Source organism: Phaeobacter gallaeciensis DSM 26640 (genome assembly GCF_000511385.1).
GTDB lineage: Bacteria > Pseudomonadota > Alphaproteobacteria > Rhodobacterales > Rhodobacteraceae > Phaeobacter > Phaeobacter gallaeciensis.
Genome location: NC_023137.1, coordinates 2,725,661 through 2,748,822, shown reverse-complemented (window position 1 = coordinate 2,748,822; position 23,162 = coordinate 2,725,661). Strand labels below are relative to the sequence as shown.

Genomic DNA, 23,162 nt, shown 5'->3' with positions numbered 1-23,162 from the left:
CTGTTATCGCTCCTGAGCGGCCTCACAGGCGCTTGAGATAGAGCCGCTATTCCTGCGGCTCTACGTCTCACCGGGGATTAATAAGACAGACCGCCTCTGGTAGATTCGATGGTCATGTCCAGGGTTTGTGCATCACCTATGCGCTTGGCGTCAGCGTTCCAGGGACCGGATCTCATTGCTGAGTTTCGCGATACGCTCCAGCCGTTGGGAGATACGTTCCTGAAAGACGCCAAGCTGGTCGATGATATCCGCCAGCGTTTCGCCCGACTCTGGTAGGCGGGCACTTTCGATTTTGCACAGAACACGAGTCGAGCTGAGGCCCAGAAAATGGCGGTGCATAACCTGACAGGCATGCATGATACGTGAAGCTTCGCGTTCCACCTGGTCTAGCCCCTTGCCTGCGCGTTCCAGTTGCTGGGCCACCAATTGGGCCAGCATGTCGCGTTCTCCCTGCATGTCAATTTCACCCAGATTGCGCCGTTCCTTCTGAAGCTGGATGTCGCATTCCTTCAGGACACGTACCATGCACTCCACAAACAGGGAATCGTCCACGGCTGCCTCAATCACCGCGAAATTGCTGTCCTTGCCCATGACATGCGCTGCAAACCAGTCAGACATTTCGCGCGACATTGCGCCATAGTTCTGCGACAGGACAGTGACGGGCCCGCCTGAGGGTTCGATACGCGACGCAATGACCCGCAGGTTATGCGGGATTGTATGCATGGCGTCGAAATCCTTGATCAGGCCTTCGGTCTCGCCGACGAGTGTCTTGGCGTTGTCCAGCATCTGGCACAGATCGACAATCATTTGATCCGGCTCATTGTCCAGTCCGATGTCGCGCGCGATCAGTTCCTCGCTCATCGCCTTGGTCGCAAATTGCCGATAGTCGTCAAAACCATGATCGACGATCCAGGCCTTCAGGCGTTCGGCGCTTTCCTCCGGTGTCAGCCCTTCGTTTTGCTCCGCCGCAAGCAACTTGGCGTAGAGATTTCGGGCATCGTCGAACATCTTGCTGCTGGGTTTAATTCGTGCCGACAAGTAACCGTCAGCGCAAGGCACTACGACCGCATACACCCAGTAGTAAAGCCCATCTTTCGATTTGTTCTTGACGTAGGCGCCCATGGTCTGGCCGCTCTTGATGGTGTCCCAGAACAATTGGAACACACCCTTGGGCATGTCGGGATGGCGAATAGTGCGATGTGGCGCGCCTAGCAGTTCCTCCCAGTCGTAGTCGGACACCCTGCGGAACACATAGTTGCCGGCGATGATGACCCCCCGGCTGTCGGTGCGGGAAAAAAACACCTCGTTTAGCCCAAATGGAGCCTCGCCGCGGGTGGGGCGGCTTTCAATGCGACGATCTACAAAGGACACGGTCTCTATCCAATCTCTAAGTCTGTACCGTGTTTGTATAGCGCACGAGTGTTCACGGAACCTTAAGTCGGCAGCGGCCCATCGCTTTTTAATTGTGCCATCACAATCTGGCTCTGAACCCGTGCGACTGTCGGGTGGGGCAGCAGAATTTCATGCAAAAGCCGGTTTAACGCTGCAAGATCAGTGCAGAATACCCTAAGCAAATAATCGGCTTCGCCGGTCATGGTCCAGGCTGAGGTGATTTCGGGGCGCATCCGGACCAGCCGTGAAAATCGTTCAGATTGTTCGGGTCCATGACTTTCAAGATGGACCTGCACAAACCCCTGCACACTCAACCCTAGCCTGTCAGGATCCAGCCGTGCCTCATAGCTGCGGATGTAGCCGTCTGCCTCCAGACGTTGTCGGCGCCGCCCGGCTTGGCTTGCCGAGAGATTCAACAGTTCCCCGAGCTGCTGTGCCGTCAAATGGGCGTCTTTTTGCAGCGCGGAGAGCAGTTTCTGATCAGTTGCGTCTAACATGTGCGGGACTTTCGCAAATATTCTGGATTATGCGCGTGATTTGCGCACTTATACTCTTGCATACCCTAAACTATGCGCAAAACAAGCATCTGAATTGCGGTATTCTAGATGCAGCTACACTATTCCCTATTTGGAGGAAGCCGCATGGGCCCGTTCCCGCATAACGCCCCGAAATCCGTCATCAGCCCAGAGAATCCGGCCGGAACCGATGGGTTTGAATTTGTCGAATTTGCCCACCCCAACCCACAGGAGCTGCGCGACCTCTTTGCGCGTATGGGGTATGAGCTGGTGGCGCGCCACAAGACCAAGCCTGGTATCGAACTGTGGCAGCAGGGGGACATCACTTATGTCCTGAATGCCGAGAAAGGTAGTTTCGCGGAGCGCTTCGTTGCGGATCATGGTCCTTGTGCGCCGTCCATGGGGTGGCGTGTTGTCGATGCGCAAAAGGCCTTCGAACATGCTGTCGCTAAGGGGGCAGAAGCTTATGAGGGGGCCGACAAGACGATGGACGTCCCTGCGATCAGGGGAATTGGTGGCTCGCTGATTTACTTTATCGACCAGTATTATGACACCTCGCCCTACAATACTGAATTCGAGTGGCTCGCCCAGTCGAAACCGCGCGGTGTGGGTTTCTATTATCTGGATCACCTGACCCACAATGTCTACCAGGGCAACATGGACAAGTGGTTCAAGTTCTATGGTGAGCTGTTCAATTTTAGCGAAATCCACTTCTTTGACATCGAAGGCAAGTATACTGGTTTAAGAAGCCGTGCCTTGACCTCGCCCTGTGGTCGTATCCGCATTCCGATTAACGAAGATCGTGGTGAGACGGGTCAGATCGTGTCCTATCTGAAGAAATACAAAGGGGAAGGCATTCAGCACATTGCTGTCGGGACTGAAGATATCTACGGCGACGCGGACCAAATCGCGGAACGCGGTATCAGTTTTATGCCCGCGCCACCTCCCAGCTATTATGAAATGAGTCATGAGCGTGTTGTGGGCCATGAAGAGCCGCTGGATCGAATGCAGAAACACGGCATTCTGATTGACGGCGAGGGGGTCGTTGGCGGTGGCGAGACCAAGATCCTGCTGCAGGTTTTTTCTAAAACCGTAATTGGCCCGATCTTCTTTGAATTCATCCAGCGCAAGGGGGATGAAGGCTTTGGCGAGGGGAATTTCAAGGCTCTGTTTGAATCGATCGAGCGTGAGCAGATCGCCACTGGGGAGCTTGCAGAGGCTGAGTGACTAACCATTCGCAGACCAAAACGACAAAAGCCGGGCCTAGAGTGGTCCGGCTTTTTCGATTTGGTTCGATATTTGGGGCACCTTCTGCGCGGTGGTCGTATCGTTCCGGCGGGGGGGCCTTAACTGCTGGGAATTTTCAGCGTTAGATTGCGATTGCCCTTCTGGTATTGTAGCTGGCTGTTGCCAATGGCCACAACACGCCCGCCATCGATCCGATCTCCGACTTTTACCTTCTTGTAGCGGCCATTGGGCATCAGGATCAGCGCGCGGCGATTTGACGGGGTGCCGTAGACACCAATCAGGTTCACGCGGCGCAGATTGATCGCGTTGTCGACGGTCGCTTGCCGCGCAACCGATGCACTGGATGGGATCCGCGGCGTGACTGTCCGGGGCGGGGCGCTGGCGACCGCCTCTGAGATGCTGGGCTCCGCGTTGCGTTGACGGTTCCGTTTCGCACGATCGACGAGATTGGCAAAATTGGCTGGCCGCCCTCGGGGCACAACGGAGCGTGCAATCGCCTGTGCCGTTGCGGGCAGGCTGTTTTCTTCTGGGGGTTTCAATCCCGGTGGACGACTGCGGGGGCGAAGTGCGCCCAGTTCAGCACGGCTCAACCCGCCAAGCCGCGCGCGCTCATTCTGTTCAACCAGATCGTTTGGGCGCTGTTTGGGGCGAAGTTCCGAGAGGATCGCCTGACGCGCTGCTTCCTCCGCTGCGGCGGCGACCTCCGGGTCTGGTCGGGCAGGGGTCGGTGGAGGGATCTTTTCGGGACGGCCGAGGAACACCATGATCCCATCCGGGTTCAGTGTCCCATTTGGGGTGGCCTTGACCAATCCGCGCTCATCCAGGTCAAACTGTTGTCCGGCAGCAGTCGGTGTGCTGATCGCGCCCAGTTCCAGGTCCGTCGCGAACAGGGTCTGATCAGGCAGGGCTGTTGCATCTTCGGAGATATCGGTCGGGTCAATTGAGGCCACATAGAGGGTCTCAAGCGTATCTGTTCCCGGGGTCTCGGGCGTTTCAGGCGCGTGTTGCCAGATGCCGGTTGCGGCATATTGGGCCGCGCGTGTGAGAGGGGTGTCCTGATCTGCAGCAGCCCCGGCCTCATCCGCTTCCGGGGCCAGCTCGGCCCGGTCCAGATCCTCCGTCAGTGTTTTATCTGCCGTCGGTGCGTTGTCCTGCTCCAGCCGCAGCGCGTCCAGAACCGCGGTATCCGTGCTGGAAAGTTCCTCAGTATCGTCCGAAGCGGCAGCTGCGTCACTGGGGGAGGTGCCGTCTGGCGTTGCATCCAGTGGCAACAGCGGGCCCTCGTCAGGTTGATCTGGTATCGCGCTGACTTGGGGGGCGATATCACCGGGACCACTTGTGTCTGGGCTGTCCAAGGGCGCTGTGGTCGCATCACTGACGGCGTTACGGGACTGCCTGTCGGCGAGGATTGCCCAGGCTGCCACAATCGCCATGAAAATCAGCAAGCCGCTCACCAGCGCCAAGCCAAGGAACCGAGGCTTGCCGCCGACCTTTTGCTTAGAGACACCGGCCAGCAGGGATGCCTTGCCCGCCTCATGCAGAGATTTCTTGTCTTTAGGCGCCTCCGGGAGTGAGATGTCCGCGATGTCATCACGGGGCAGAACCGGTGCCGGGCCTGATGCCTTTGGAGCGGCCGGAATACCACCTTTGGCGGCGGAGGACGGTGCCTCCGGCCCATCCGTCGGTGCGGAAAGTGGCCGGACTTTCGTGTCGCCCTCTCTCGTCGCCGCCGGGCTGTCGGCCAGCGCGATAGAGCCAAAGGCAGCATGGGGCACCACTCGTTGGCCATCCTTTGGCTTGGGATCAATATCCGGCGCTGCAGTACGGGTCTCGGCACCGGCTTTAGTTGCCGCAGGGGCCTTTGGCGGTTCAGCTGATGCCATTGGTACAGGCGCTTTCTGCGCGCGCAGTTCCCCACCCTTGCGTCGTCGTGTCGAAAACCCGCTCGCAGCGATAGCGGGTGGCGGTGTATCTTCGCCGTCGGCAACAGGGGGGTCTTCAGGGACGGGATCCGGGTCAGCTAGGGTCTCTTCGATCGGTTTGGCATTGGCCTCGTTCGTTCCAATCTCATCAACAGAATTGTCATCAACAGATACGTCTTCAGGCGTTGAGGGGGCAGGGGGCGCAGCGACGGTATCATCAGAGAGGGGTGCGTTGGGAGATGCGTTCTCCTCTACGCGCGTGTCAGCATCTGTCTCGGCATCCACATCAGCGTCAGCAATAGCGGGCGGCGGGTCGGCAGGGCCTATATCAACGACCGCGATACCGTCAGGCTCAACCGGGGCTTCGCCGGATTCCAGCAGGGTCTTAGATGCGCCGAAAAATGGCTCCCCCAGAAAGTTCATGTCCTGCGGCATGGCCACAAAGCTCACCGGCAGAAATCCATGCATCAGCGCAAAATCTTCCGCCTCTTGCAAGGTCTCGCGGGCGACGGCGGCCACATGCGTCTGTGCGCCATCCTCGCTCAGGTCGAAGGCCAGCTCATCCACCTGATAGGGAGTGGCCCCATCCAGGCCCTGCTCAGCAGCGGCGCGGCGGCTGTCGGGATCGGTGGCCCCGGTCTCAAGCGTCAAATATCGAATTTGATCGTTCGGGATGATCAGTTTGCACGCGATTGGCCCCTGCGCATGGCGTTCGCCCAATTGGCGCAGATCCGCCAGCGCGGCGCTCAGATCGTCGACATCCAGCGAGACTGTGCCAATCTGGCGCCAGCCCCCGGCGGCACGTTGCAATAGGCCAACGCCGGTGGAGGACAGAGAAAGTGCAAACCCCGGTTTCATGATGCAAACACGCCTTCAGCTTTAGTATGCCCATACCCCTGTGTGGCAGGGCGATCTTGGCGCAGACCATAAGGCAGAGCGCGCCCAAGGGAAAGGAAAAGACACGATTTCCCCCTTGCAGGCGGTCAATTGCCATCCCCATGTTACACTGGAGAAAAAGGAGCAGTTCGATGAAAGCTAGACATATCTTGGCCTCGGCGCTGGCGGTTCTGCTGGCAACAGGGCTCGCCCATGCGCAGGAAACCCCGGTGGATCGCCAGATCTCGGTTACCGGTGAGGCGCGTATCGCGGTCACCCCGACACTGGCGACAATCACCCTGGGCGTCACTGAAGAGGCCGAAGAGGCCGCGCTCGCCATGTCCGCCGTCTCCACCAAAATGGTCGCGGTGGTTGATGAATTGCGGACGGCTGGTATCGCAGCGGAGGACATGCAGACCCAGCAGATTTCGCTGAACCCTGTCTGGTCTCAGGACCGCAGCTATTCGGATGGCCGCCGCAAAATCGCCGGGTTCAACGCCTCCAATACCCTGTCCCTGCGCATCCGCGATCTGGATCGACTGGGCGAGGTGCTGGATCAAGTGCTGAAAGTTGGCGCCAATGATTTCCGGGGGCTGAATTTCGGTGTCGCCGATCCGGGCAAAGTGCAGGACCAGATCCGCGGCGCCGCTGTGAAGGATGCACGGCGCAAGGCAGCCCAGCTGGCGGAGGCCGCCGGGGTTGAGCTGGGCCCTGTGCGGTCAATTCACGACCGCGACACCGGTGGTGGTCAGCCGATGATGGCGATGGAGATGGCCCGCAGCGCCCCGATGCCAATTGAGGCGGGGGAGCTGAATTTCAGCCACAGCGTCTCCGTGGTTTACGATATCAAACTGCCGACAAACGACTGAGAACTAGAAAAGGCCGGGATGTCCCGGCCTTTTCCTTATGATGTAACACTGGCGCGATATCAGCGGGTTAGCTGCTCGCCTTGCTCAGGGCCTGATCCAGATCGGCAATCAGGTCATCGGCGTTTTCAATGCCGATAGAGACGCGCACAACATTCGCACCGGCGCCAGCCGCCTCTTGTTGTTCAGGCGTCAGCTGGCGATGGGTGGTTGAGGCTGAGTGGATAATCAGCGACCGGGTATCGCCAAGGTTGGCAACATGGCTGAAAATTTCCAGTGAGTTCACCAGTTTGACACAGGCGTCATACCCGCCCTTCACAGCAAAGGTGAAAAGCCCGCCGGTGCCCTTGGGATACTGTTCTTTCGCACGATCATGATAGGGTGAGGATGGCAGCCCGGCGTAGGTCACATAGTCCACGCGCGGGTCCTGCTCCAGCCAGGCGGCCACGGTTTTGGCATTCTCGCAGTGGCGTTCCATCCGCAGGCTGAGGGTTTCGATCCCCATCAACGTATAATGCGCGGCCTGTGGGTTCATGGTCATGCCCAGATCGCGCAGGCCGATGGCAATGCCATGGAAGGTGAAGGCCAGACCGCCAAAGGTCTCGTGGAACTTCAGTCCGTGATAGGCCGGCTCGGGCTGCGACAGCGACGGGAATTTGTCATTTGCCGACCAGTCAAATGTGCCGGAGTCCACGATCACGCCACCGGTCACGGTGCCGTTGCCGGTCAGGTATTTTGTTGTGGAATGCACAACCAGCGTCGCCCCATGAGCAATCGGATTACAGAGATAAGGCGTGGCAGAGGTGTTGTCGATGATCAGTGGCACACCCGCCGCATCCGCAACATCCGCAATGGAGCGGATATCCGTGACATAGCCGCCAGGGTTCGCAACAGATTCGCCAAACACCGCCCGCGTGTCGTCATCAATGGCTGCGGCCACCGCCTCAGGGTCGTCAAAATCCACGAATTTGGCCGACCAGCCAAAGCGTTTGATGGTCTGGCTGAACTGGGTGACGGTGCCTCCGTATAGCCGGGTTGAGGCCACCACATTGCATCCCGGTCCCATCAGCGGGAACAACGCCATGATCTGGGCCGCATGGCCGGAAGAACAGCAGACCGCCCCAACGCCGCCTTCCAGGGTCGCAATGCGCTCCTGAAGCACGGCCACTGTCGGGTTGGTCAGGCGCGAGTAGATAAAGCCGACTTCCTGAAGGTTGAACAGGGCCGCCGCATGATCTGCATCGCGAAACACATAGGCGGTGGTCTGGTAGATCGGCGTCTGACGCGCACCGGTGGCCGGATCGGGCTTGGCGCCGGCATGAATTTGCAATGTGTCGAACCCGTAGCTTGGCGCTTCAGACATTGGATGTGCTCCCTTGGATGGTCGACCCTACTGGTCGGAAATTGTTTCGCGCGTAAGAACACTCTGCCACGATCCGTAAGGCAAGCTGCAATTTTTCGTCGCCCTCATGTGGCGCAGGATCCGGCCTGGGCACACAAGGCATTCTTCTGCAGAGGCCGTTGGTCCAAGAGGCTGATTATCGCATCCAGAAACCGGCAGACTTTATCCGGTTGCGCAAGGCCTGTTCCTTGCGGGGGAGGTTCTCGCGATCAAACATGGCGCGTACCTTGGCGCCGCGCCCCTGATAGATCATGCGCTTCATCGGCTCATATTGTTTCAGAACTTTTTTGATCTTGTTCGGGCTGGCCACTGTCTCCAGCGCGGCGACGACATCATCACTTTCTCGCGCATAAAGCAGGGGTAAATTGCGGTAATGGCAACTCATCTCCCCATCAAGATAGCCCTCGGGCAGTGTCGCCCGCCCCCCGCCAAGGCTGTGAATCACCAATGGCAGGGCGATCTGATCCAGCCAGGGGTCCAGCGACTGGCCGATCAATGCCTTTGGCAGATCGTCGCGGATGGACAGGGCATACTCAAGAAACCGCTGGCCAAAGATGTGTGGACAGCTGCCGTAATAGTAGCCGGCATTGAAATAGAGGTAGCGGCGCCAGAAATTTTCAGGCTGGCTGTGATCAAGGCTCTTGTCGAAATCCAGACCGAAGCGATCATATAATGCGCGCCAAATTCCGGTCATGTCGGGACCATAAAGCGTTGGCTTCGGCCAGGTGCCCTCCCGGCGCAGGGACGCCGAGGGGCGGGTAAAATCCAACGGTAGCTGGTCGAGCGGACCTGTGATTAGCGTGTCGGTGTCAAAGAACACAAATGGTTCGCCCTCTGGCATGGCCAGAAGCGCCTCAATCTTGTTGCCATAGGGGTAGCTCTCGCCAAAGGCGGCGGATTGAAACGGTAGGATCTCCGCCCCCAAGGCCTCCAACGCGTCCAACACCGGTTTGTTGTGAATGCTGGGATCCTTGGTCCAGAGCGCGCCTGACTGCGGGACCGCCACATAGAGCCGCCCTGTAAATTCAGGTGCGTATTGGCGCAGCGAGGCCGCAAACAGCACCGCCTCATATTGCAACCGCCCCGCCTGTCCGACGATCATGATATTGAAACGTGTTCCCGTCATACGGCTGCTTCCGGTTGCTCGGGGCGGTCAGCACGTCGCCTTCGCTGGAACGCGACAGCCCCTATCATCGTGTTGATGGCATGATCATATATTTCTGCAGCGGTCACCAGCATGTCTTTGGATCGATTTGACATTTGAGACCCGACCGCAACGCTGTCATGATCAAAAGGTCAGCCAAGATGGATGCTGCCGCCAACGTCAGGCTAATCGTTTGAACTGTAGGGGTTCCGACCTCACAGGCTCTGTAACCGGCTGCATTGGGAGCTGGATCGATCATGGAGAAATATGCACGATCAGCGATTCAAGTGCTGCTATGATATTCTCGGCCACAAGGCGAATTTTTCGTCTTGCACCCCTTCGCGAGAGGCGCTATCTCGCTGCTCAAGGCCCCTATAGCTCAGCTGGTAGAGCAACTGATTTGTAATCAGTAGGTCCGCGGTTCGAGTCCGTGTGGGGGCACCATTTTCCAATTTAGCATTGTTAGAGTGCATTTTCTGGATGCGCTTTCTGGTGATTTCTTTTCACATGCGCGGCGATGACAGCGGCCAGCGTCCGTCGTGACGTCTAGCCAAGGTGACGATTGCGACCGAATATTGTCTAGAAGCAGTTGCTGTTTTATGCCCTTTGCGAAAAGGGATTTGTGACATATCGCGTGGCTCAACCTCGCCAAGGTTGAGCATTTGACAGCGAAGTGCTCCTATCTGGTGTGGGGGGTGTCTTTCTCATTAAAAGTTGAGTTTGATCAGCCTGTCGCTAAGGTCCGCCCGGCAATATTAAGTCATCTGTCACCATTTGAACGCAATTTGACGGTATGAGCGAATCGGATAGCTGTTGTCAAATTAGGTGAGACTCGCCTTTGACGCGTGAACGCGATGGCGGGGAGATGGCCAGGGAAAACCGGAAAGGAGGATGCGTTTGTTTTCATTATCGCCAGACCTCGTGACTTCCGTTGCCAGCCAAAACAAGCTTGTTCGGTCTGACCTTCCGTCCCGATTTGCCTCGATCACCCTGGTGTCGCTGCTGTCCCTCTATTTTCTGTCCTTGCAGACCGTTGCCGTTGTCTATGCGGCCTACGTCTTTGTCGAATTGGTTGGTCTGCGAGTTTACCGGCGGTTGTCTTCGGGCGTGACGCCCGGCGGCATCTTCCTCTTTGCCAGTTCCGCGTTTGTCGGTGTCTGCGTTTTCAATTCGCTGTCGCTGCTGTTGTTCCTGCATCCTGAACCCTTCCCGAAACTGATGGGGGCGATGCTGCTGATCATCGCGCTCAACCATTCGGTCGTCGCTCGATCTGCGTGGTTCTATTTTGGGATCATTACTGCGGTACCGATTCTTTGTACCGTGGGGTATATGGTCTGTGCGACGCTGCTCCGGGTCGCAAGTCCCGTTGAAATGATCATAGCTGCGGTCATTCTCTTGTTGGGAGCCGCCTATATGGTGCACGCGATGTGGGTGCAGCACCGGTTGACCGCGCAGTTGCGCGAAGCGCTAAGCGCAGCGGAGGCCGCGAGCCGCGCCAAGAGCCGGTTCCTCGCCGCGATGAGCCATGAAATCCGCACACCTCTGAATGCGATTTGTGGCATGTCCGAACTCATTGAAGAAGAAAACTCTGAGTCTGATACGCTGCGGGAGCAAACGCAACTGCTGCGCAAATCGTCTCAGGCGCTCACCGGTATTCTTGACGATGTTCTTGATCACGCCAAGATCGAGTCCGGCCAGTTCGAATTGAATCTGGCCACCGCCTCCCCACAGGAGGAGATCTCTAGCGCCGTCGAAATGTATCGCGCGAGGGCAGATGAAAAGGGGCTCAGCCTGACTGTCAGCCTAACGCAGAGTATCCCCGACTATGCTGAATGTGATGCATTGCGGTTGCGCCAGGTGATCGGAAATCTGGTGTCCAACGCGGTAAAGTATACTGAAACCGGTCAGATTGAGGTGGTTGCTGATTGTGAAGATGTTGACGGGTGCACGATGTTGCGTGTTGCAGTCTCCGACACTGGTCGGGGCATGACACCAGAGCAGAGCGCCAAGCTCTTCACCGATTTTTACCGTGCCAAGGACAAAAATGCGCCCAACGTGCCAGGCACTGGGTTGGGGTTGGCGATTGCCCGCCATCTGGCCCGCATTATGGGGGGCGATATCACGGTGCAGACCGGCCGCGACTGGGGCAGCTGTTTTACGTTCTTTTGTCCCATCACCGCGCTGGATGCTTCTGAGGTGGAGGTCCTGCCGCAGCAGGCAGTGCGCGCAGAGACCAGCGAACTCGGCGATTTGTCCATTCTTCTGGTCGATGATACGACCTCCAATCGCCTGGTTGTCCGGGCGTTTTTAAAAAACAGCGGTGTCCGGATTACCGATGCAGAAAACGGGGCCGAGGCTTTGGAGGCCTTAGAGCGACACTCGTTTGATCTGGTGCTTTTGGACATGAAAATGCCGGTGATGGATGGCCGTGAAACCCTGACGGAAATGCTGCGACGGGGCGGGCGGATTGGGGCGACGCCAGTGGTGATGCTGACGGCGAACGCCGCTCCGGAAGAACAGGAGCTGTTCCTGCGGCTAGGCGCGGTGAGTTATCTGTCTAAACCGGTCAAAAAATCGGTGCTGCTATCGGAAATTTGCAGGATTACATCTGTACCGGCAGTGCGCTCTGCCTGACCGCTGTGCAATATATGAGGCAGACGCTACTGTTTAGTTTCGGGCGCCCATAGTTATTTGCGACTGACGCACTCCGGATGGGAGAAACCGTCGCAAAACGGAGCCGCCGTTGTGAATTAATTCAAAATTTACGCTTTCCGGATAGGTTGAGTCGAATTTTCGATAAATTGCCGGAATGTACGTTTGCATTCGGGCTGGAACAACCGACCGGGCCGACGATGCAGTCGACAGAAATTACATTCGACAATTTTGCGGAGACCGGTGGGCTCTTCACTGAGATGCTGCGCGCGCGATATCGCCATTTTGTTCAGTTGCGCCGCTGGAATTTGCCCAATGTGCGAGGGTTAGAGTTCGACCAGTACGACACCCCGGAGAGTATCTACTGTACTGTACATGAAGAGAAAAGAGTTCTCGGTGGTTTCCGGATGACCCCGACTACGGCACAGTGCATGACAACCAGCTACATGTTGCGTGATGCGCAGTTGGGGCTGCTGCCCGGATTGCCGTCGAATGTCCTGGATCATTCGGCGCCGCAGGACGCCGCAATCTGGGAAGTTAGCCGGTTTTTCGTCGAGGACACGCTCAGCGCGCGCGACCGTATGGATGTGCGTGGTCATCTGGAGCGAGGCCTGACCCGGCTCGCGCAAGAGTGGAATATCAGCGCTTTCTTATGCATTACCTCGGTCACAGCTGCGCTGCTGATGCGCCGGGCGCGCCTATCGATCACCTCGGCGGGCCCGAGGTTCGAAGCCGGCGGCGAAATCTGTCAGGCCTACCATTTGACGGTTGATGCGAAGGGCCAGCGCAGCGACGCAAACGCAGCGTGACTGTGCGCCGCGGCGGCTTTAGCGCGCCCCTTAATGCCTGAGGGAGACGCGCCCGCTTTGTGCCATCGCAATGCTCAGCTCTTCGCTCAGCGCATGCCACAGTTGTTCCAGCCCGGTCTCGCCTCTCGCGGCAATCGCATATTGCAGGATACGGCCCAGAAACACAAAATCAGCGCCCATTGTGATCGCTTTCAGAATGTCTTCCCCCGACCGGATGCCGCTGTCATAGAAAACCGGAAACTCTGATCCAAGATCGGCCCGGATTTTCGCCAGCATTTCTATCGGGGCGGGGGCAGCCTCCAGTTGCCGGGCGCCGTGGCTGGAGACCTGAATGGCATCAACCCCCGCAGCCACCAATGCGCGGGCATCCTCAACGTCTAGCACACCTTTCACCACCAGCTTTCCGGGCCATAAATCGCGCAGCCGGGCCAGCGTGCCCCAGGTGGCCCGCGCCCGGCTTTCGGTGCGGTCAAAGTCATAGCCTTCCATTTCAAAGTTCGCCATCACTGGCTTGCCTTTTAACACAGTGGTGAGAGACCAGCGCGGATGTAGGGCAAAATCGATGAATTGGCGTGGCCCGATACGGAACGGCATCTTGAAACCGTGACGCAGCTCGCGCGGGCGGCGGCCGACTTCTGGCACATCGACCGTCAGTACCAGGGTTTGATATCCGGCGGCACGCGCCCGTTCAGCCAGTTTGAAACTGCCGCTACCGTCCCCGCTGAAATAAAGCTGGAACCAAGCATAGCCCTCCGCTGCCTCCAGAATGGTTTCCAGTGGCGTCGAGGCGACTGTGGAGACCCCATGCGGCACCCGGTATCGCGCCGCCAGCCGCGCCAGCATCAGATCGGCACCGGGGGCGGCGAGGTTACACATGCCCATGGGGGCAATGCCGAACGGGCGGTCTGCCTCCGCGCCAAAGATCCTTGTCGCCAGCGAGCGCTGGCTGACATTGCGCAGGATACGGGGGCGCAGGGTGATGGCATCCAGAGCCGCGCGGTTCCGCGCGGCCCCGGTTTCCTGTCCCGCAGCCCCGTCGATATAGTCAAACACCATCCAGGGCAGCCGCCGCCGGGCCAGACGGCGGGCATCCTCAGCCGAATGGATAGCGTCTGTGCCCATCAGTCGGCCACGGCCTTCATGAAGCGGTCGCGGATCACCACCGGGTCCATGGTGATCACTGGCATCTTAGCGTTGCCGCTGTCGCATTTCACCACCAGCACCGTGGCTTCACCACTTGCGAGCGTCTGTTTCAGCGCAGGGCCGGTGTCCTTGTCCTGCACCTCAATCACCCGGCCACAGCCAGCCGCGCGCGCCATGGCAGCCAGATCGGTGCGCTGACTGGTATAGGTGGGTTGATCGCCGGTAGACCCATAGGAACCATTGTCGATGATCATCAGGATGTAGTTTCCGGGCGCGTTGTTGCCAATCGTGGGCAAGGTACCAAGGTTGGTCAGGATCGAGCCATCCCCGTCGATCACGATCACCGGTTTCGGCTGGGCCAGCGCCAACCCCAGCCCGATGGAGGAGGCAAGTCCCATAGTGCCCAGCATATAGAAATTGCTGGGTTGGTCGTCGATCGCATGTAATTCCTGTGATGGAATACCGATATTACAGACCACCAGCTGGTCACGCAGGATAGGGGCGATCTCTTTCAGGATTTCGGAACGGATCATTGGTCGCCATAGCCTCCCCAGAAATTGGCATCGGTCAGAATGGCAACAGGTTTGTTGCACATGAAGGTGTATTTCAGGATGTTGTCGAACTCTTCGACGTCCTTTTGCCAGTGGAAGTGGTAGGTCGGGATATTGAGCTGCGCCAATAGCGCCTTTGTATGCACGGCCATTTCTACCTGACAGGCAACCGGCTCACGCAGCTCACCACGGTAAGAGATCAGCATCGGCAGCGGCATCCGGTAATACTGGGTCAGCGTCGCCAGCGTGTTGATAGTGACCCCGATGGCCGTGTTTTGCATGATGATCGCGGGACGTTTGCCGCCCATCCAAGCACCGGCGCACAGCCCCATGCCCTCGTCTTCCTTGTTGGAGGGGATGTGGAAGATATCCTCGCGCTGGTCGATCTCTTCAATCACCCCGGCCAGCTGTTTACAGGGGACGGTGGTGACGAAGGACACGTCATTGGCCGCCAGATCGTCAGCGATCCTGTTGTCTATACTCATGGTCGGTTGCCTTTGCTTCAGGTCTCGGTGTTGGGTCAGAGGGTGCGGCAGACATGCACGGCGCAGGGCGCATGGCGCACCACGCGGGCGGCTGTCGAGCCGAGGAAAAAGTCGCTGAGCCCGGGTTTATGTGAGCCAACGACAATACAATCCATGCCGTGCTGTTCTGCATATTCAACAATGGCGCGATACGAGCGGCCTTTGACAATTTCGGCGGTGACATCGCCATAATCAGCGGTTTTCTTGGTCAGCTGTTGGCGCGCCTTATCGAGCCCTTCCCGCACGGCGTCCTCATCCAAATAGGCACTGACAGAGCCTTGTGGTGCCTCATAAACATGCAGCGCGGTAATTTGCCCACCGGGATTGCACAGGGTCGCAGCAGCTTTCAGCGTTATACCAGAAACCCCGTGGTCCAGGGCCATGGGAACCAGGATCTTGTCATACATGGTGCTCTCCGTTTGCTCAGCTCAGGGCTTAGGCCCAGGGATCTAGAATGATCTTCGGCGCGGCCACTGCGCCAGACCGCAGGTCGCGAAATGCGGCGGCTCCTTCTGACAAGGGGCGGATCTCGGGCCACTCCAGTGCTCCTAATCGGCCATCAAAAATCGCCTGCGCTGTGTCGCGGAAATCCTGCGCCGTATAGGTATAGGTCCCGATGAAGGTGATTTCCTGAAGCGTCATGCGGCGGATATCCAGACCGCCCGTATCCTCGCCCAGCCCGACATGGGCAATCACCCCGCCGGGAGCGGCCACGGCAGAGGCGGCGGCGCGGGTAGCGGCATAGCCCACCGCATCGACGACCAGCGGCACCATGCCTTGAAACTCCGCGACTGTCTGCTGACCGCAATGGTCCATTAGGAAGGCCCGGCGTGCTTCGTTTGGTTCCTGGATGGTGATGTCCTCAACCCCCATCGCCCTAAGCGCCAGCGCCGCCGCCAGACCAATGGCACCGCCGCCGATCACCAGCGCGCGACGTTCGGTTTCCGGGTGCAGGGCCTCCAGGGCCAGTCGGGCCGCGTGCCAGCTCACGGCCAGGGGTTCAGCCAACGCGGCCTTCTCCAGCGGGGTATCCTCTGGCACGGTCACAAGATTGCGCTCGGGCATCGTCACAAACTGGGCAAAAGCCCCCTCGCGCGGCGGCATGGAGATGATCTGGCGGCTGGCGCAGAGGTTTTCCCGCCCCGAGGTGCAGGCCGTGCAGTTGCTACAGGTCACCAGTGGATTGATCGTCACCCGGCGACCCGCTTGCGGCCCGTCCTCGATGACGCCCGCAGCCTCATGCCCCAGGATCAGCGGGGCAGGGCGGCGGCTGTCGTGGCCCAGATAGGCATGCATATCCGAGCCGCAGATACCAGAGGCGTGGATGCGGATCAGATGCTCGCCTTCCTGTCCGGTTGCCATCGGCACATCGCGGAACGCCAGCGTCTCAACCCCTTCATAAACCAAGGCTTTCATTTCGCTGTGAACCCCCCGTCAACCATCAGGATTTGACCGGTGACATAGGCGGAGGCATCCGAGCACAGAAACAGCAGCGGTCCGTCCAGATCCTCCAGCCGGCCATTGCGGCCGATGCAGGTCTGTGCGGCGTTGCGGGCCGCACGGTCCCCATCATCGAACACGGCCTGCGTCAGTTCGGTCGGGAAGAACCCCGGCCCAATTGCGTTGGCGGTGATGCCATGGGGCGACCAGGCCTCTGCCATGGCTCGGGTCAGCTGGCCGATCCCACCCTTGCTGGCGCCATAGGCGATACCGCCGGGAAAGGCGCGCGTGGTTTGGAGCGAGGCGAAATTGACGATCCGCCCCCAGCCCCGGTCCTTCATCGCCGGCACCAGGGCCTGGCTGAGGAAAAAGGGTGCAGAGAGGTTCAGTGCGATAGTCTGCTCCCAGCCCTCGGCTGTGACGTCATCCGCCGTTTGCCGGGTATTCACACCCGCCGCATGGATCAGGATATCGGGTGCCCCGAAGGGGGCTGAAACCTTTTCACGCAGCGCGTCCAACCTGCTGCGGTCTGCTACATCTGCCACCACAGAGGCAGCATTGACGCCTATCTCAGCACAGAGCCCCTCCAACGCCTCGGCCCGGCGCGCCACCGCGACCACTTTCGCACCGGCAGCGGCCAGCGCAATCGCTGCACGACGCCCCAGACCGGAGCTGGCGCCGGTGATACAGGCGGTCTTGCCTGTCAGATCAAACAGGGCGCGCGGGTCAACCATTGGCGGTCAGGTCAAAGGTTTCATCCGGGAAATACTTGGCCAAACGCACATCGGCGGCGCGGGCGTGGCCTTCCATCCCCTCCAGCCGGGCAATCCGCGCCGTGGCTTCTGCCACCGGTTTGGAGCCTTCGCGGGTGGCGCGCTGCCAGGTGACGATCTTCATGTATTTATGGACCGACAGGCCGCCGGTGTAGCTGGCCGCGCGCGAGGTTGGCAGCACGTGGTTGGTGCCCGCCGCCTTGTCACCGTAGGAGACCGTGGTTTCCTCACCCAGGAACAGGGAGCCGTAGCAGGTCAGCTGCCCCAGCCACCAGTCCAGATCCTCGGCCTGCACGGTCAGATGCTCGGGCGCGTATTCGTCGGAACAGGCGGCCATGTCTTCGCGGTTGGCACAGAGGATCACCTCCGCATAATCTCGCCAGGCAGCGGCGGCATTGTCGCGGTTCACCTCGGGCAAGTCGTCAATGTAGCCGGGTACCAGATGCATCACGTCTTCGGCCAGAGCGCGGTCGTCCGTGACCAGCCAGACCGGGGAATTGTAACCATGTTCCGCTTGGCTGACGAGATCGGTCGCGACGATATGGGCATCCGCCGTGCTATCGGCCAGGATCAGGCTATCGGTGGGGCCTGCGATCATATCGATGCCGACACGGCCAAACAGGATGCGCTTGGCCTCGGCCACGAACTGATTGCCGGGACCGACGAGGATATTCGCCTTGGGCAGGCCAAAGAGGCCAAAGGTCATTGCCGCAACGCCCTGCACACCACCCATCGCCATGATCTTGTCAGCGCCGCAGATATGCGCGGCATAGACGATTGCCGGGGCCACGCCTGTGTCGGGGCGGGGCGGCGAACAGGCGGTGATATGTTTGCAGCCAGCCACCTTGGCAGTGGTCACGGTCATGATCGCGCTGGCGATATGGCTGTAGCGCCCGCCGGGCACATAGCAGCCTGCCGCATCGACCGGGATTACCTTTTGCCCGGTGATGAAGCCCGGGGAAATCTCGGTCTCCACATCCTGCATCGTACCTTTTTGCAGCTCGGCAAAGCGGCGCACATTGTCATGCGCGAACCGGATGTCGGCTTTCAGCTTCTCCGGGACCAGCGCGCAGGCGGCCTCGATCTCTTCCGCTGTCAGGAGGACGTTGCCGTCGTATTTGTCGAATTTGGCCGCATACTCTAACGCCTTTGCATCGCCGCCCGCCTCAATATCGTCGAGGATGTCCTGAACGATCTTATGGGTCTCGGAGGCATCCGACTTTGGGGTCAGGGCAGCCGTCTTCAGATACTCTCGGGTCATATCAGGGGTCCTACTTGTAGATATCAGGAAGCAGCGTGGTCGAAATCGCCGGGATATAGGCAATCAGCAGCACCACGATCAGCATGGTCAGAACAAAGGGGATGGCTCGGGCGGCGATCTTGAGGATGGACTCGCCAGTAATGCCGGAGACAACGAAGAGATTCAGCCCCAGCGGCGGGGTGATGAAGCCAACCCCCAGCGCGGTGATCATCATGATGCAGAACTGAATTTCGTTCATGCCGATGTTGTCGGCGAGGGGTTTCAGGATCGGTGCCAGGATCACGATATTGGGCGTCGTCTCCATCACACAGCCCGCAGCGATCAGGATGCAGATCATCAACAGGATCAGCATGGCCGGATCGTCAGTCAGCCCGGTCACGGCCGTTACAAACCCCTGTGGCACGCCCATGATGGCCAGTGCCTCCGCCAAAGGCGCTGAGAAGGCGATAATCGGCAGGATTACCCCGTTTACCTTGGCCGAGCTGACCAGCATCGCCGGGAAGTCCGACAGTTTCAGCGTACCAAGGATGAACCCCATCAGGATGGTGACCACCACGGCGGTGGCGCCGGCCTCAGTCGGGGTCAGGCGTCCGGAGAAGATGCCGTAGAAGATGATGCCGGGCACGATGAAGGCATACCAGCCGGATTTTAGTGACTGGCCCAGATTGCCCAGCCATTCCCCCAGCCCCATATTGCCGCCGGTCTCATAGGTATAGAGCCGGTTCATGATGATATTGGTGACAAGGATCGACACCAGGATCGCAATGCCCGGGATCAGCGCCGCCAGAAACAGGGTGGAGGCGGAAATACCCAGTACCAGCCCGATGATGATATAGGCGATGGAGGGCGGGATCAGGATGCCGGTGCAGGCGCCGGCCGCTACCAGCGCGCAGGCATAGGGGCGGGGGTAGCCGCTTTCGACCAGCCGGTTGATGGTCATCCGCCCGACCGCAGCCGCACCCGCCGCATCAGAGCCGGAGATCGCCGCGAACATGCCGCAGACCAGCACAGTGGCCGATCCGAAACCACCCCGCGTCCAGCAGGTCAGCGCCTCCGCCACATCAAGGAATTTCTTGCTCAGCCCGGTTCTGACCAGCACATCACCGGTCAGGATGAACAGGGGCACCGCCGTTAGTGCAAAGGCATCAATGCCGGTGAACAGGCTTTCGCCGATGGCGCTGAGCGGCAGGTCGCCCGACATTACCAGCATGGTGATCGCAGCAGCGCCGATCGCCGCCCAGACCGGTACTGCCAGCGCGATCAGCGCCACGAACAGAATGACCGGCAGATAGAAGTCCCAGCCCAATTCGACTGTCTGGTTGAGTGAATTCCACAACATCGCTCAGGCCCTCAATCAAACAATTTGTCACCTTCAAAGACGGGTGTGCCGTCTCGAAGGCTGCGCCAGTCGCGCAGGAAGGATTGCAGCAGACGCCAGACCATCAGGGCAAAGCCCGCAGGCACGGCCATCAGAAACCAGACCATGGAAATGCGCAGCCCGTGGCTGACCGATCCGAATTTCGCCGACACCAGCACCGTTTCAAACGACCAGTAGAGCGCCACGAGAGCGACAACGAACATCACCAGATCACCAAAGATATAAAGCAGCGCCTTGGGCCGTGGCCCGAGGTAGTGCATGAGCACATCAATGCGGATATGGGCGCGTTCCTTGACCGCAGCAGCAGCACCGATCCAGGCGAGATAGATGAAGGAGTAGCGGACGATCTCCTCGCCCCAGATCGAAGAATAGGCAAAGAGTTCGCGTCGGATCACTTCAACCGCCATGGTGATGACCAGCATCACGTAGAAGGCCAGCAGCAGCCAGCGTTCTGCATTCTTGTCGATGGTTCGCAGGATGTGCATTGGCAGTCCCGTGGTTCAGGCACACCTCCGCAGCCAGCCCTGAGGGCTGTTGCGAAGATGGCTGTTGAAGATGGGGCAGGGGCGGACGCGTAGCATCCGCCCGCTGCGGCTCAGGCGTCGTGGACGAAGTATTTGCCTTGGGTGCCTGCGGCCTCTTCCAGTTTGGCAAAATTGTCCATGGAGCCTGCCAGCTCGGTCTTGAAGCTATCCCATTCGCTGCGCTGGTAGCCGCCGGCCTCTTGCCATTCGCCCAGCTGGTCACCGCTCAGCGTGTGGAATTCGACACCGGCCTTCGCAAGCTCTGCCATTGCATAAGCGCGCGCGGAGGGGACTTTGGAGAGGTTCTGATGCGCGGTCATTTCCGAGCCCCACATCACGCCGTCCTGCACATCGGCTGGCAAAGAGTTGAACCATTCCAGATTGCACGAATAGACCTGACTGTCCGGCACCGCCTGGGTGAAGGTCACGTGGCTCAGAATGTCTTTGAAGCCAAAGACATACAGCGCGCCCACCGAGGGATCCAGCGCATCGGCCACGCCCTGCTTGATGGCCGAAGGTGTTTCACCCCAGGCTACGGGTGTCGGGTTGGCACCGACCATGCGGTAATACTGTTGCAGCATCTTGGAACCGGGCACCCGGAACTTCACACCGGACATGTCGCCCGGTGACATCACCGCGTTACCGCCCTTGCGCACGGCCACCACACGAGGGTCGATGTTCACATAGAACAAAGCCTTGAATCCGTTGGCCTCCACTTTGGGGTGCACCTCACTCTTCCAGAAATCGGAGGTGACCAGATTGGTGAATCGCTGATTGGAGCCGCAGAGATAAGGCATGTTGATCAGGTCAACGGTGGAGGCGAAAGGCGCGAAATTCGACAGCGAATGCTGCGCCGCCTGAATGGTGCCGCCCTGAACCTTCTGCACTAGGGCGCCACCTGCACCCAACTGCCCGCCGGGGGCCAGCTTGACGTAGACCTTGCCGTTGGTGGCGTTCTGGATGTTTTCCTTCAGATCCAGCTGCATGATCGGATAGCTGCGCGACGCGCCCAGCACATAGGCCGTGGCAACGGTCATGATATGCGCGGCTGCGCGCTCGCGCTCTTTCTCTTCCTTGGCTGTCTGGGCAACAGCCTCAGACGACCAAAGCACACCTCCAGCCCCGGCAACCAGAGCAGCGGTGAAAGAGCCGGTTGAGGCCAGTTTCAGAAAATTCCGGCGCTCAGCAGATTTGAGGCCATCCTTGCCATTCGTCATTGTCTTCCTCCCTTGGAAATCCGTCAGCTGCCGTCTTGGTTTTTTTGGTCAGCTTCGCGTTTGAGAATGGCCGCCACAAACAGAATGGAAGCCGCAAACAGGATCACCATCTCGCCGACATCGCTGAGGAAACCACCGCTGCCAAAAGCGCCGAGGGCGACATTGGCAAAGAACACGGCAAACACGCAAACAGACGCCATCAGAAACATCGAAAGATCCCGGTTTGTTATCTCAACATCATTTGTAAGCGCTTACATCAATAATGCAAGCGTTTACATTGACGGCTGGCAGCGGGTGGTTTTTATGCTAAGATGCGTCAAAGGCATGGCAGGTACAACATGGGAAAAACCCCCTCAGCTCCGACACTTAACGATGTTGCCAAGGTGGCGGGTGTTTCGACCGCCACGGTGTCGCGCTGCTTGAATTCGCCGGACCGTGTCATCGAGACAACCCGCCAGCGGGTGATGGAGGCGGTCGAATCGCTGGGCTACACGCCGAACTTTGCAGCCCGCGTGATGGCCGCCAAACGCAGTTTCACCATTGGGGCCATCATCCCCACCATGGACAATGCGATCTTTGCCCGCGGCTTGCAGGCCTTTCAGGATCAGCTGCGCGAGGATGGCTACACCCTTTTGGTGTCCAGCTCCGCCTATAGCCCCGAGGTCGAGAAGGAGCAGATCCGCACATTGGTTGCGCGTGGCGCAGATGGCTTGCTGCTGATTGGCCACGACCGGGAGGAGCAGATCTACCAGTATCTGGAGAAACATCGGGTTCCGGTCCTTGTGGCCTGGTCTTATGCTCCGGAACGGCCGCAGCCGTCGGTCGGGTTCAGCAACAAGGGCGCGATGCGCGATCTTGCCCAAACGGTGGTGGACGCCGGGCACCGGCACATTGCGATGATCTCCGGTATCCTGCAGGGCAACGACCGCGCCCAAAATCGCGTCAGCGGTGTTCAGGATGCCATGCGCTCCAGGGGGCTCGACCCGGCTACGCTCACATTGATCGAAACCCCCTATGAGATTGAAAAAGGGGCCGCAGCCTTTGCAGAGCTGATGTCGCGTGCGCCCCGTCCGACCGTGGTGATGTGCGGCAATGACGTTCTGGCGGCTGGGGCGCTCCGCGAGGCGCGAAGCCGTGGGATTGCCGTGCCCGACGATGTCTCCATCACCGGATTCGATGATATTGAACTGGCAGAAATCGTCAGCCCCGCTCTCACAACCGTGCATGTCCCGCACCGCGAGATGGGGCGCAAGGCGGCGCAAGAGTTGATTGCAATCGTCGAAGGCCGGTCCGCAGGACAGTCGGTCTGCATCAATACCACTCTTGTCACGCGTCAGTCCTTGGCGCGGCGGTCCAACAGATAGTACGCGTTCTTACCGGCTAACCCGCCTGCTGACAAAAAATCTGTTGCCATCGGCCGTCCGGTCGTGCTCCAACTGCTGCACAACCCTGGCAATAAAGGCATTGCGCGCTGCTGTCCGGGTGGGCGGAGCCTTTTTCGCTCAAAAACGGACCGCCTCTTGGT

At 59.1% G+C, this 23,162-nt stretch carries 20 protein-coding genes, 1 tRNA gene and 1 pseudogene; 6 read left to right on the top strand and 16 right to left on the bottom strand.

The window, feature by feature from the left end; translation table 11 throughout:
* Window positions 1-150 precede the first annotated feature (150 nt).
* Complete coding sequence (locus GAL_RS13355) at window positions 151-1,371, bottom strand: PAS domain-containing protein (RefSeq protein ID WP_024098098.1); 1,221 nt, start codon at window positions 1,369-1,371, stop codon at window positions 151-153.
* A gap of 62 nt (window positions 1,372-1,433) precedes the next feature.
* Window positions 1,434-1,889, bottom strand: a complete 456-nt coding sequence (locus GAL_RS13350; RefSeq protein ID WP_024098097.1) for an Lrp/AsnC family transcriptional regulator — start codon at window positions 1,887-1,889, stop codon at window positions 1,434-1,436.
* 144 nt (window positions 1,890-2,033) lie between these two features.
* Between GAL_RS13350 and hppD the strand changes: the two genes are divergently transcribed.
* Window positions 2,034-3,134: a 4-hydroxyphenylpyruvate dioxygenase gene (gene hppD, locus GAL_RS13345; protein WP_024098096.1), complete on the top strand. Its 1,101-nt coding sequence runs from the start codon at window positions 2,034-2,036 to the stop codon at window positions 3,132-3,134.
* Between the two features lie 119 nt (window positions 3,135-3,253).
* Here hppD and GAL_RS13340 read toward each other — a convergent pair whose 3' ends face one another.
* Window positions 3,254-5,935, bottom strand: a complete 2,682-nt coding sequence (locus GAL_RS13340; RefSeq protein ID WP_024098095.1) for a hypothetical protein — start codon at window positions 5,933-5,935, stop codon at window positions 3,254-3,256.
* Between the two features lie 170 nt (window positions 5,936-6,105).
* Here GAL_RS13340 and GAL_RS13335 point away from each other — a divergent pair, with 170 nt between their 5' ends.
* Window positions 6,106-6,822: an SIMPL domain-containing protein gene (locus GAL_RS13335; RefSeq protein WP_024098094.1), complete on the top strand. Its 717-nt coding sequence runs from the start codon at window positions 6,106-6,108 to the stop codon at window positions 6,820-6,822.
* Window positions 6,823-6,889: 67 nt separating this feature from the next.
* On the opposite strand, the gene GAL_RS13330 is transcribed toward GAL_RS13335, so the two are convergent.
* Both GAL_RS13330 and GAL_RS13325 read right to left on the bottom strand, forming a co-directional pair.
* Window positions 6,890-8,182, bottom strand: coding sequence for an O-acetylhomoserine aminocarboxypropyltransferase/cysteine synthase family protein (locus GAL_RS13330; RefSeq protein WP_024098093.1), 1,293 nt, complete (start codon window positions 8,180-8,182; stop codon window positions 6,890-6,892).
* Window positions 8,183-8,357: 175 nt separating this feature from the next.
* The gene (locus tag GAL_RS13325; RefSeq protein ID WP_024098092.1) at window positions 8,358-9,347 is read right to left on the bottom strand and encodes a hypothetical protein; all 990 of its coding nucleotides are present in this window, start codon (window positions 9,345-9,347) and stop codon (window positions 8,358-8,360) included.
* Between the two features lie 386 nt (window positions 9,348-9,733).
* Between GAL_RS13325 and GAL_RS13320 the strand changes: the two genes are divergently transcribed.
* The 3 genes from GAL_RS13320 (at window position 9,734) to GAL_RS13310 (ending at window position 12,826) form a co-directional block, all read left to right on the top strand.
* Window positions 9,734-9,809 (top strand) — tRNA-Thr (locus GAL_RS13320).
* Window positions 9,810-10,256: 447 nt separating this feature from the next.
* On the top strand, window positions 10,257-11,999 hold the full coding sequence (locus GAL_RS13315) for an ATP-binding protein (RefSeq protein WP_024098091.1): 1,743 nt from the start codon (window positions 10,257-10,259) through the stop codon (window positions 11,997-11,999).
* A 77-nt stretch (window positions 12,000-12,076) separates the two neighbouring features.
* Complete coding sequence (locus GAL_RS13310; RefSeq protein ID WP_244462760.1) at window positions 12,077-12,826, top strand: acyl-homoserine-lactone synthase; 750 nt, start codon at window positions 12,077-12,079, stop codon at window positions 12,824-12,826.
* A 30-nt stretch (window positions 12,827-12,856) separates the two neighbouring features.
* Here the strand turns inward: GAL_RS13310 and GAL_RS13305 are convergent.
* From GAL_RS13305 to GAL_RS13255, 11 genes and pseudogenes are all read right to left on the bottom strand, one after another.
* A pseudogene (locus tag GAL_RS13305) lies at window positions 12,857-13,969 on the bottom strand (alpha-hydroxy acid oxidase); the annotation flags it as partial.
* Window positions 13,948-14,502: a sulfopyruvate decarboxylase subunit beta gene (gene comE, locus GAL_RS13300; protein WP_024098088.1), complete on the bottom strand. Its 555-nt coding sequence runs from the start codon at window positions 14,500-14,502 to the stop codon at window positions 13,948-13,950. The gene comE and the pseudogene GAL_RS13305, both read right to left, overlap by 22 nt.
* Complete coding sequence (locus tag GAL_RS13295; RefSeq protein ID WP_024098087.1) at window positions 14,499-15,005, bottom strand: thiamine pyrophosphate-binding protein; 507 nt, start codon at window positions 15,003-15,005, stop codon at window positions 14,499-14,501. Before GAL_RS13295 ends, comE begins: the two co-directional genes overlap by 4 nt.
* Window positions 15,006-15,040: 35 nt before the next feature.
* Window positions 15,041-15,451: a universal stress protein gene (locus GAL_RS13290; protein WP_024098086.1), complete on the bottom strand. Its 411-nt coding sequence runs from the start codon at window positions 15,449-15,451 to the stop codon at window positions 15,041-15,043.
* Window positions 15,452-15,479: 28 nt separating this feature from the next.
* Complete coding sequence (locus GAL_RS13285) at window positions 15,480-16,460, bottom strand: alcohol dehydrogenase catalytic domain-containing protein (protein ID WP_024098085.1); 981 nt, start codon at window positions 16,458-16,460, stop codon at window positions 15,480-15,482.
* A complete protein-coding gene (locus GAL_RS13280) occupies window positions 16,457-17,218 on the bottom strand; it encodes an SDR family NAD(P)-dependent oxidoreductase (RefSeq protein WP_024098084.1) in 762 nt (253 codons plus the stop codon). Before GAL_RS13280 ends, GAL_RS13285 begins: the two co-directional genes overlap by 4 nt.
* On the bottom strand, window positions 17,211-18,518 hold the full coding sequence (gene hisD / locus GAL_RS13275) for a histidinol dehydrogenase (protein ID WP_024098083.1): 1,308 nt from the start codon (window positions 18,516-18,518) through the stop codon (window positions 17,211-17,213). Before hisD ends, GAL_RS13280 begins: the two co-directional genes overlap by 8 nt.
* 10 nt (window positions 18,519-18,528) lie before the next feature.
* A complete protein-coding gene (locus GAL_RS13270; protein WP_024098082.1) occupies window positions 18,529-19,857 on the bottom strand; it encodes a TRAP transporter large permease in 1,329 nt (442 codons plus the stop codon).
* 11 nt (window positions 19,858-19,868) lie between these two features.
* Window positions 19,869-20,381 (bottom strand): TRAP transporter small permease, encoded by a 513-nt coding sequence (locus GAL_RS13265; RefSeq protein ID WP_024098081.1) that lies wholly within the window; start codon window positions 20,379-20,381, stop codon window positions 19,869-19,871.
* Between the two features lie 110 nt (window positions 20,382-20,491).
* Entirely contained in the window at window positions 20,492-21,637 is a 1,146-nt protein-coding gene (locus GAL_RS13260; protein ID WP_024098080.1) for a TRAP transporter substrate-binding protein, read from the bottom strand.
* 23 nt (window positions 21,638-21,660) lie between these two features.
* Window positions 21,661-21,846: a hypothetical protein gene (locus GAL_RS13255; protein WP_024098079.1), complete on the bottom strand. Its 186-nt coding sequence runs from the start codon at window positions 21,844-21,846 to the stop codon at window positions 21,661-21,663.
* Window positions 21,847-21,975: 129 nt separating this feature from the next.
* Here GAL_RS13255 and GAL_RS13250 point away from each other — a divergent pair, with 129 nt between their 5' ends.
* Entirely contained in the window at window positions 21,976-23,001 is a 1,026-nt protein-coding gene (locus GAL_RS13250) for a LacI family DNA-binding transcriptional regulator (protein ID WP_024098078.1), read from the top strand.
* Window positions 23,002-23,162: the final 161 nt, after the last annotated feature.

Coding starts and splice junctions, on each gene's coding strand:
- GAL_RS13350 (WP_024098097.1), bottom strand. CDS start 1,889: ATGTTAGACGCAACTGATCAGAAACTGCTCTCCGCGCTGCAAAAAGAC.
- hppD (WP_024098096.1), top strand. CDS start 2,034: ATGGGCCCGTTCCCGCATAACGCCCCGAAATCCGTCATCAGCCCAGAG.
- GAL_RS13340 (WP_024098095.1), bottom strand. CDS start 5,935: ATGAAACCGGGGTTTGCACTTTCTCTGTCCTCCACCGGCGTTGGCCTA.
- GAL_RS13335 (WP_024098094.1), top strand. CDS start 6,106: ATGAAAGCTAGACATATCTTGGCCTCGGCGCTGGCGGTTCTGCTGGCA.
- GAL_RS13330 (WP_024098093.1), bottom strand. CDS start 8,182: ATGTCTGAAGCGCCAAGCTACGGGTTCGACACATTGCAAATTCATGCC.
- GAL_RS13325 (WP_024098092.1), bottom strand. CDS start 9,347: ATGACGGGAACACGTTTCAATATCATGATCGTCGGACAGGCGGGGCGG.
- GAL_RS13315 (WP_024098091.1), top strand. CDS start 10,257: ATGCGTTTGTTTTCATTATCGCCAGACCTCGTGACTTCCGTTGCCAGC.
- GAL_RS13310 (WP_244462760.1), top strand. CDS start 12,077: ATGGGAGAAACCGTCGCAAAACGGAGCCGCCGTTGTGAATTAATTCAA.
- comE (WP_024098088.1), bottom strand. CDS start 14,502: ATGATCCGTTCCGAAATCCTGAAAGAGATCGCCCCTATCCTGCGTGAC.
- GAL_RS13295 (WP_024098087.1), bottom strand. CDS start 15,005: ATGAGTATAGACAACAGGATCGCTGACGATCTGGCGGCCAATGACGTG.
- GAL_RS13290 (WP_024098086.1), bottom strand. CDS start 15,451: ATGTATGACAAGATCCTGGTTCCCATGGCCCTGGACCACGGGGTTTCT.
- GAL_RS13285 (WP_024098085.1), bottom strand. CDS start 16,460: ATGAAAGCCTTGGTTTATGAAGGGGTTGAGACGCTGGCGTTCCGCGAT.
- GAL_RS13280 (WP_024098084.1), bottom strand. CDS start 17,218: ATGGTTGACCCGCGCGCCCTGTTTGATCTGACAGGCAAGACCGCCTGT.
- hisD (WP_024098083.1), bottom strand. CDS start 18,518: ATGACCCGAGAGTATCTGAAGACGGCTGCCCTGACCCCAAAGTCGGAT.
- GAL_RS13270 (WP_024098082.1), bottom strand. CDS start 19,857: ATGTTGTGGAATTCACTCAACCAGACAGTCGAATTGGGCTGGGACTTC.
- GAL_RS13265 (WP_024098081.1), bottom strand. CDS start 20,381: ATGCACATCCTGCGAACCATCGACAAGAATGCAGAACGCTGGCTGCTG.
- GAL_RS13260 (WP_024098080.1), bottom strand. CDS start 21,637: ATGACGAATGGCAAGGATGGCCTCAAATCTGCTGAGCGCCGGAATTTT.
- GAL_RS13255 (WP_024098079.1), bottom strand. CDS start 21,846: ATGTTTCTGATGGCGTCTGTTTGCGTGTTTGCCGTGTTCTTTGCCAAT.
- GAL_RS13250 (WP_024098078.1), top strand. CDS start 21,976: ATGGGAAAAACCCCCTCAGCTCCGACACTTAACGATGTTGCCAAGGTG.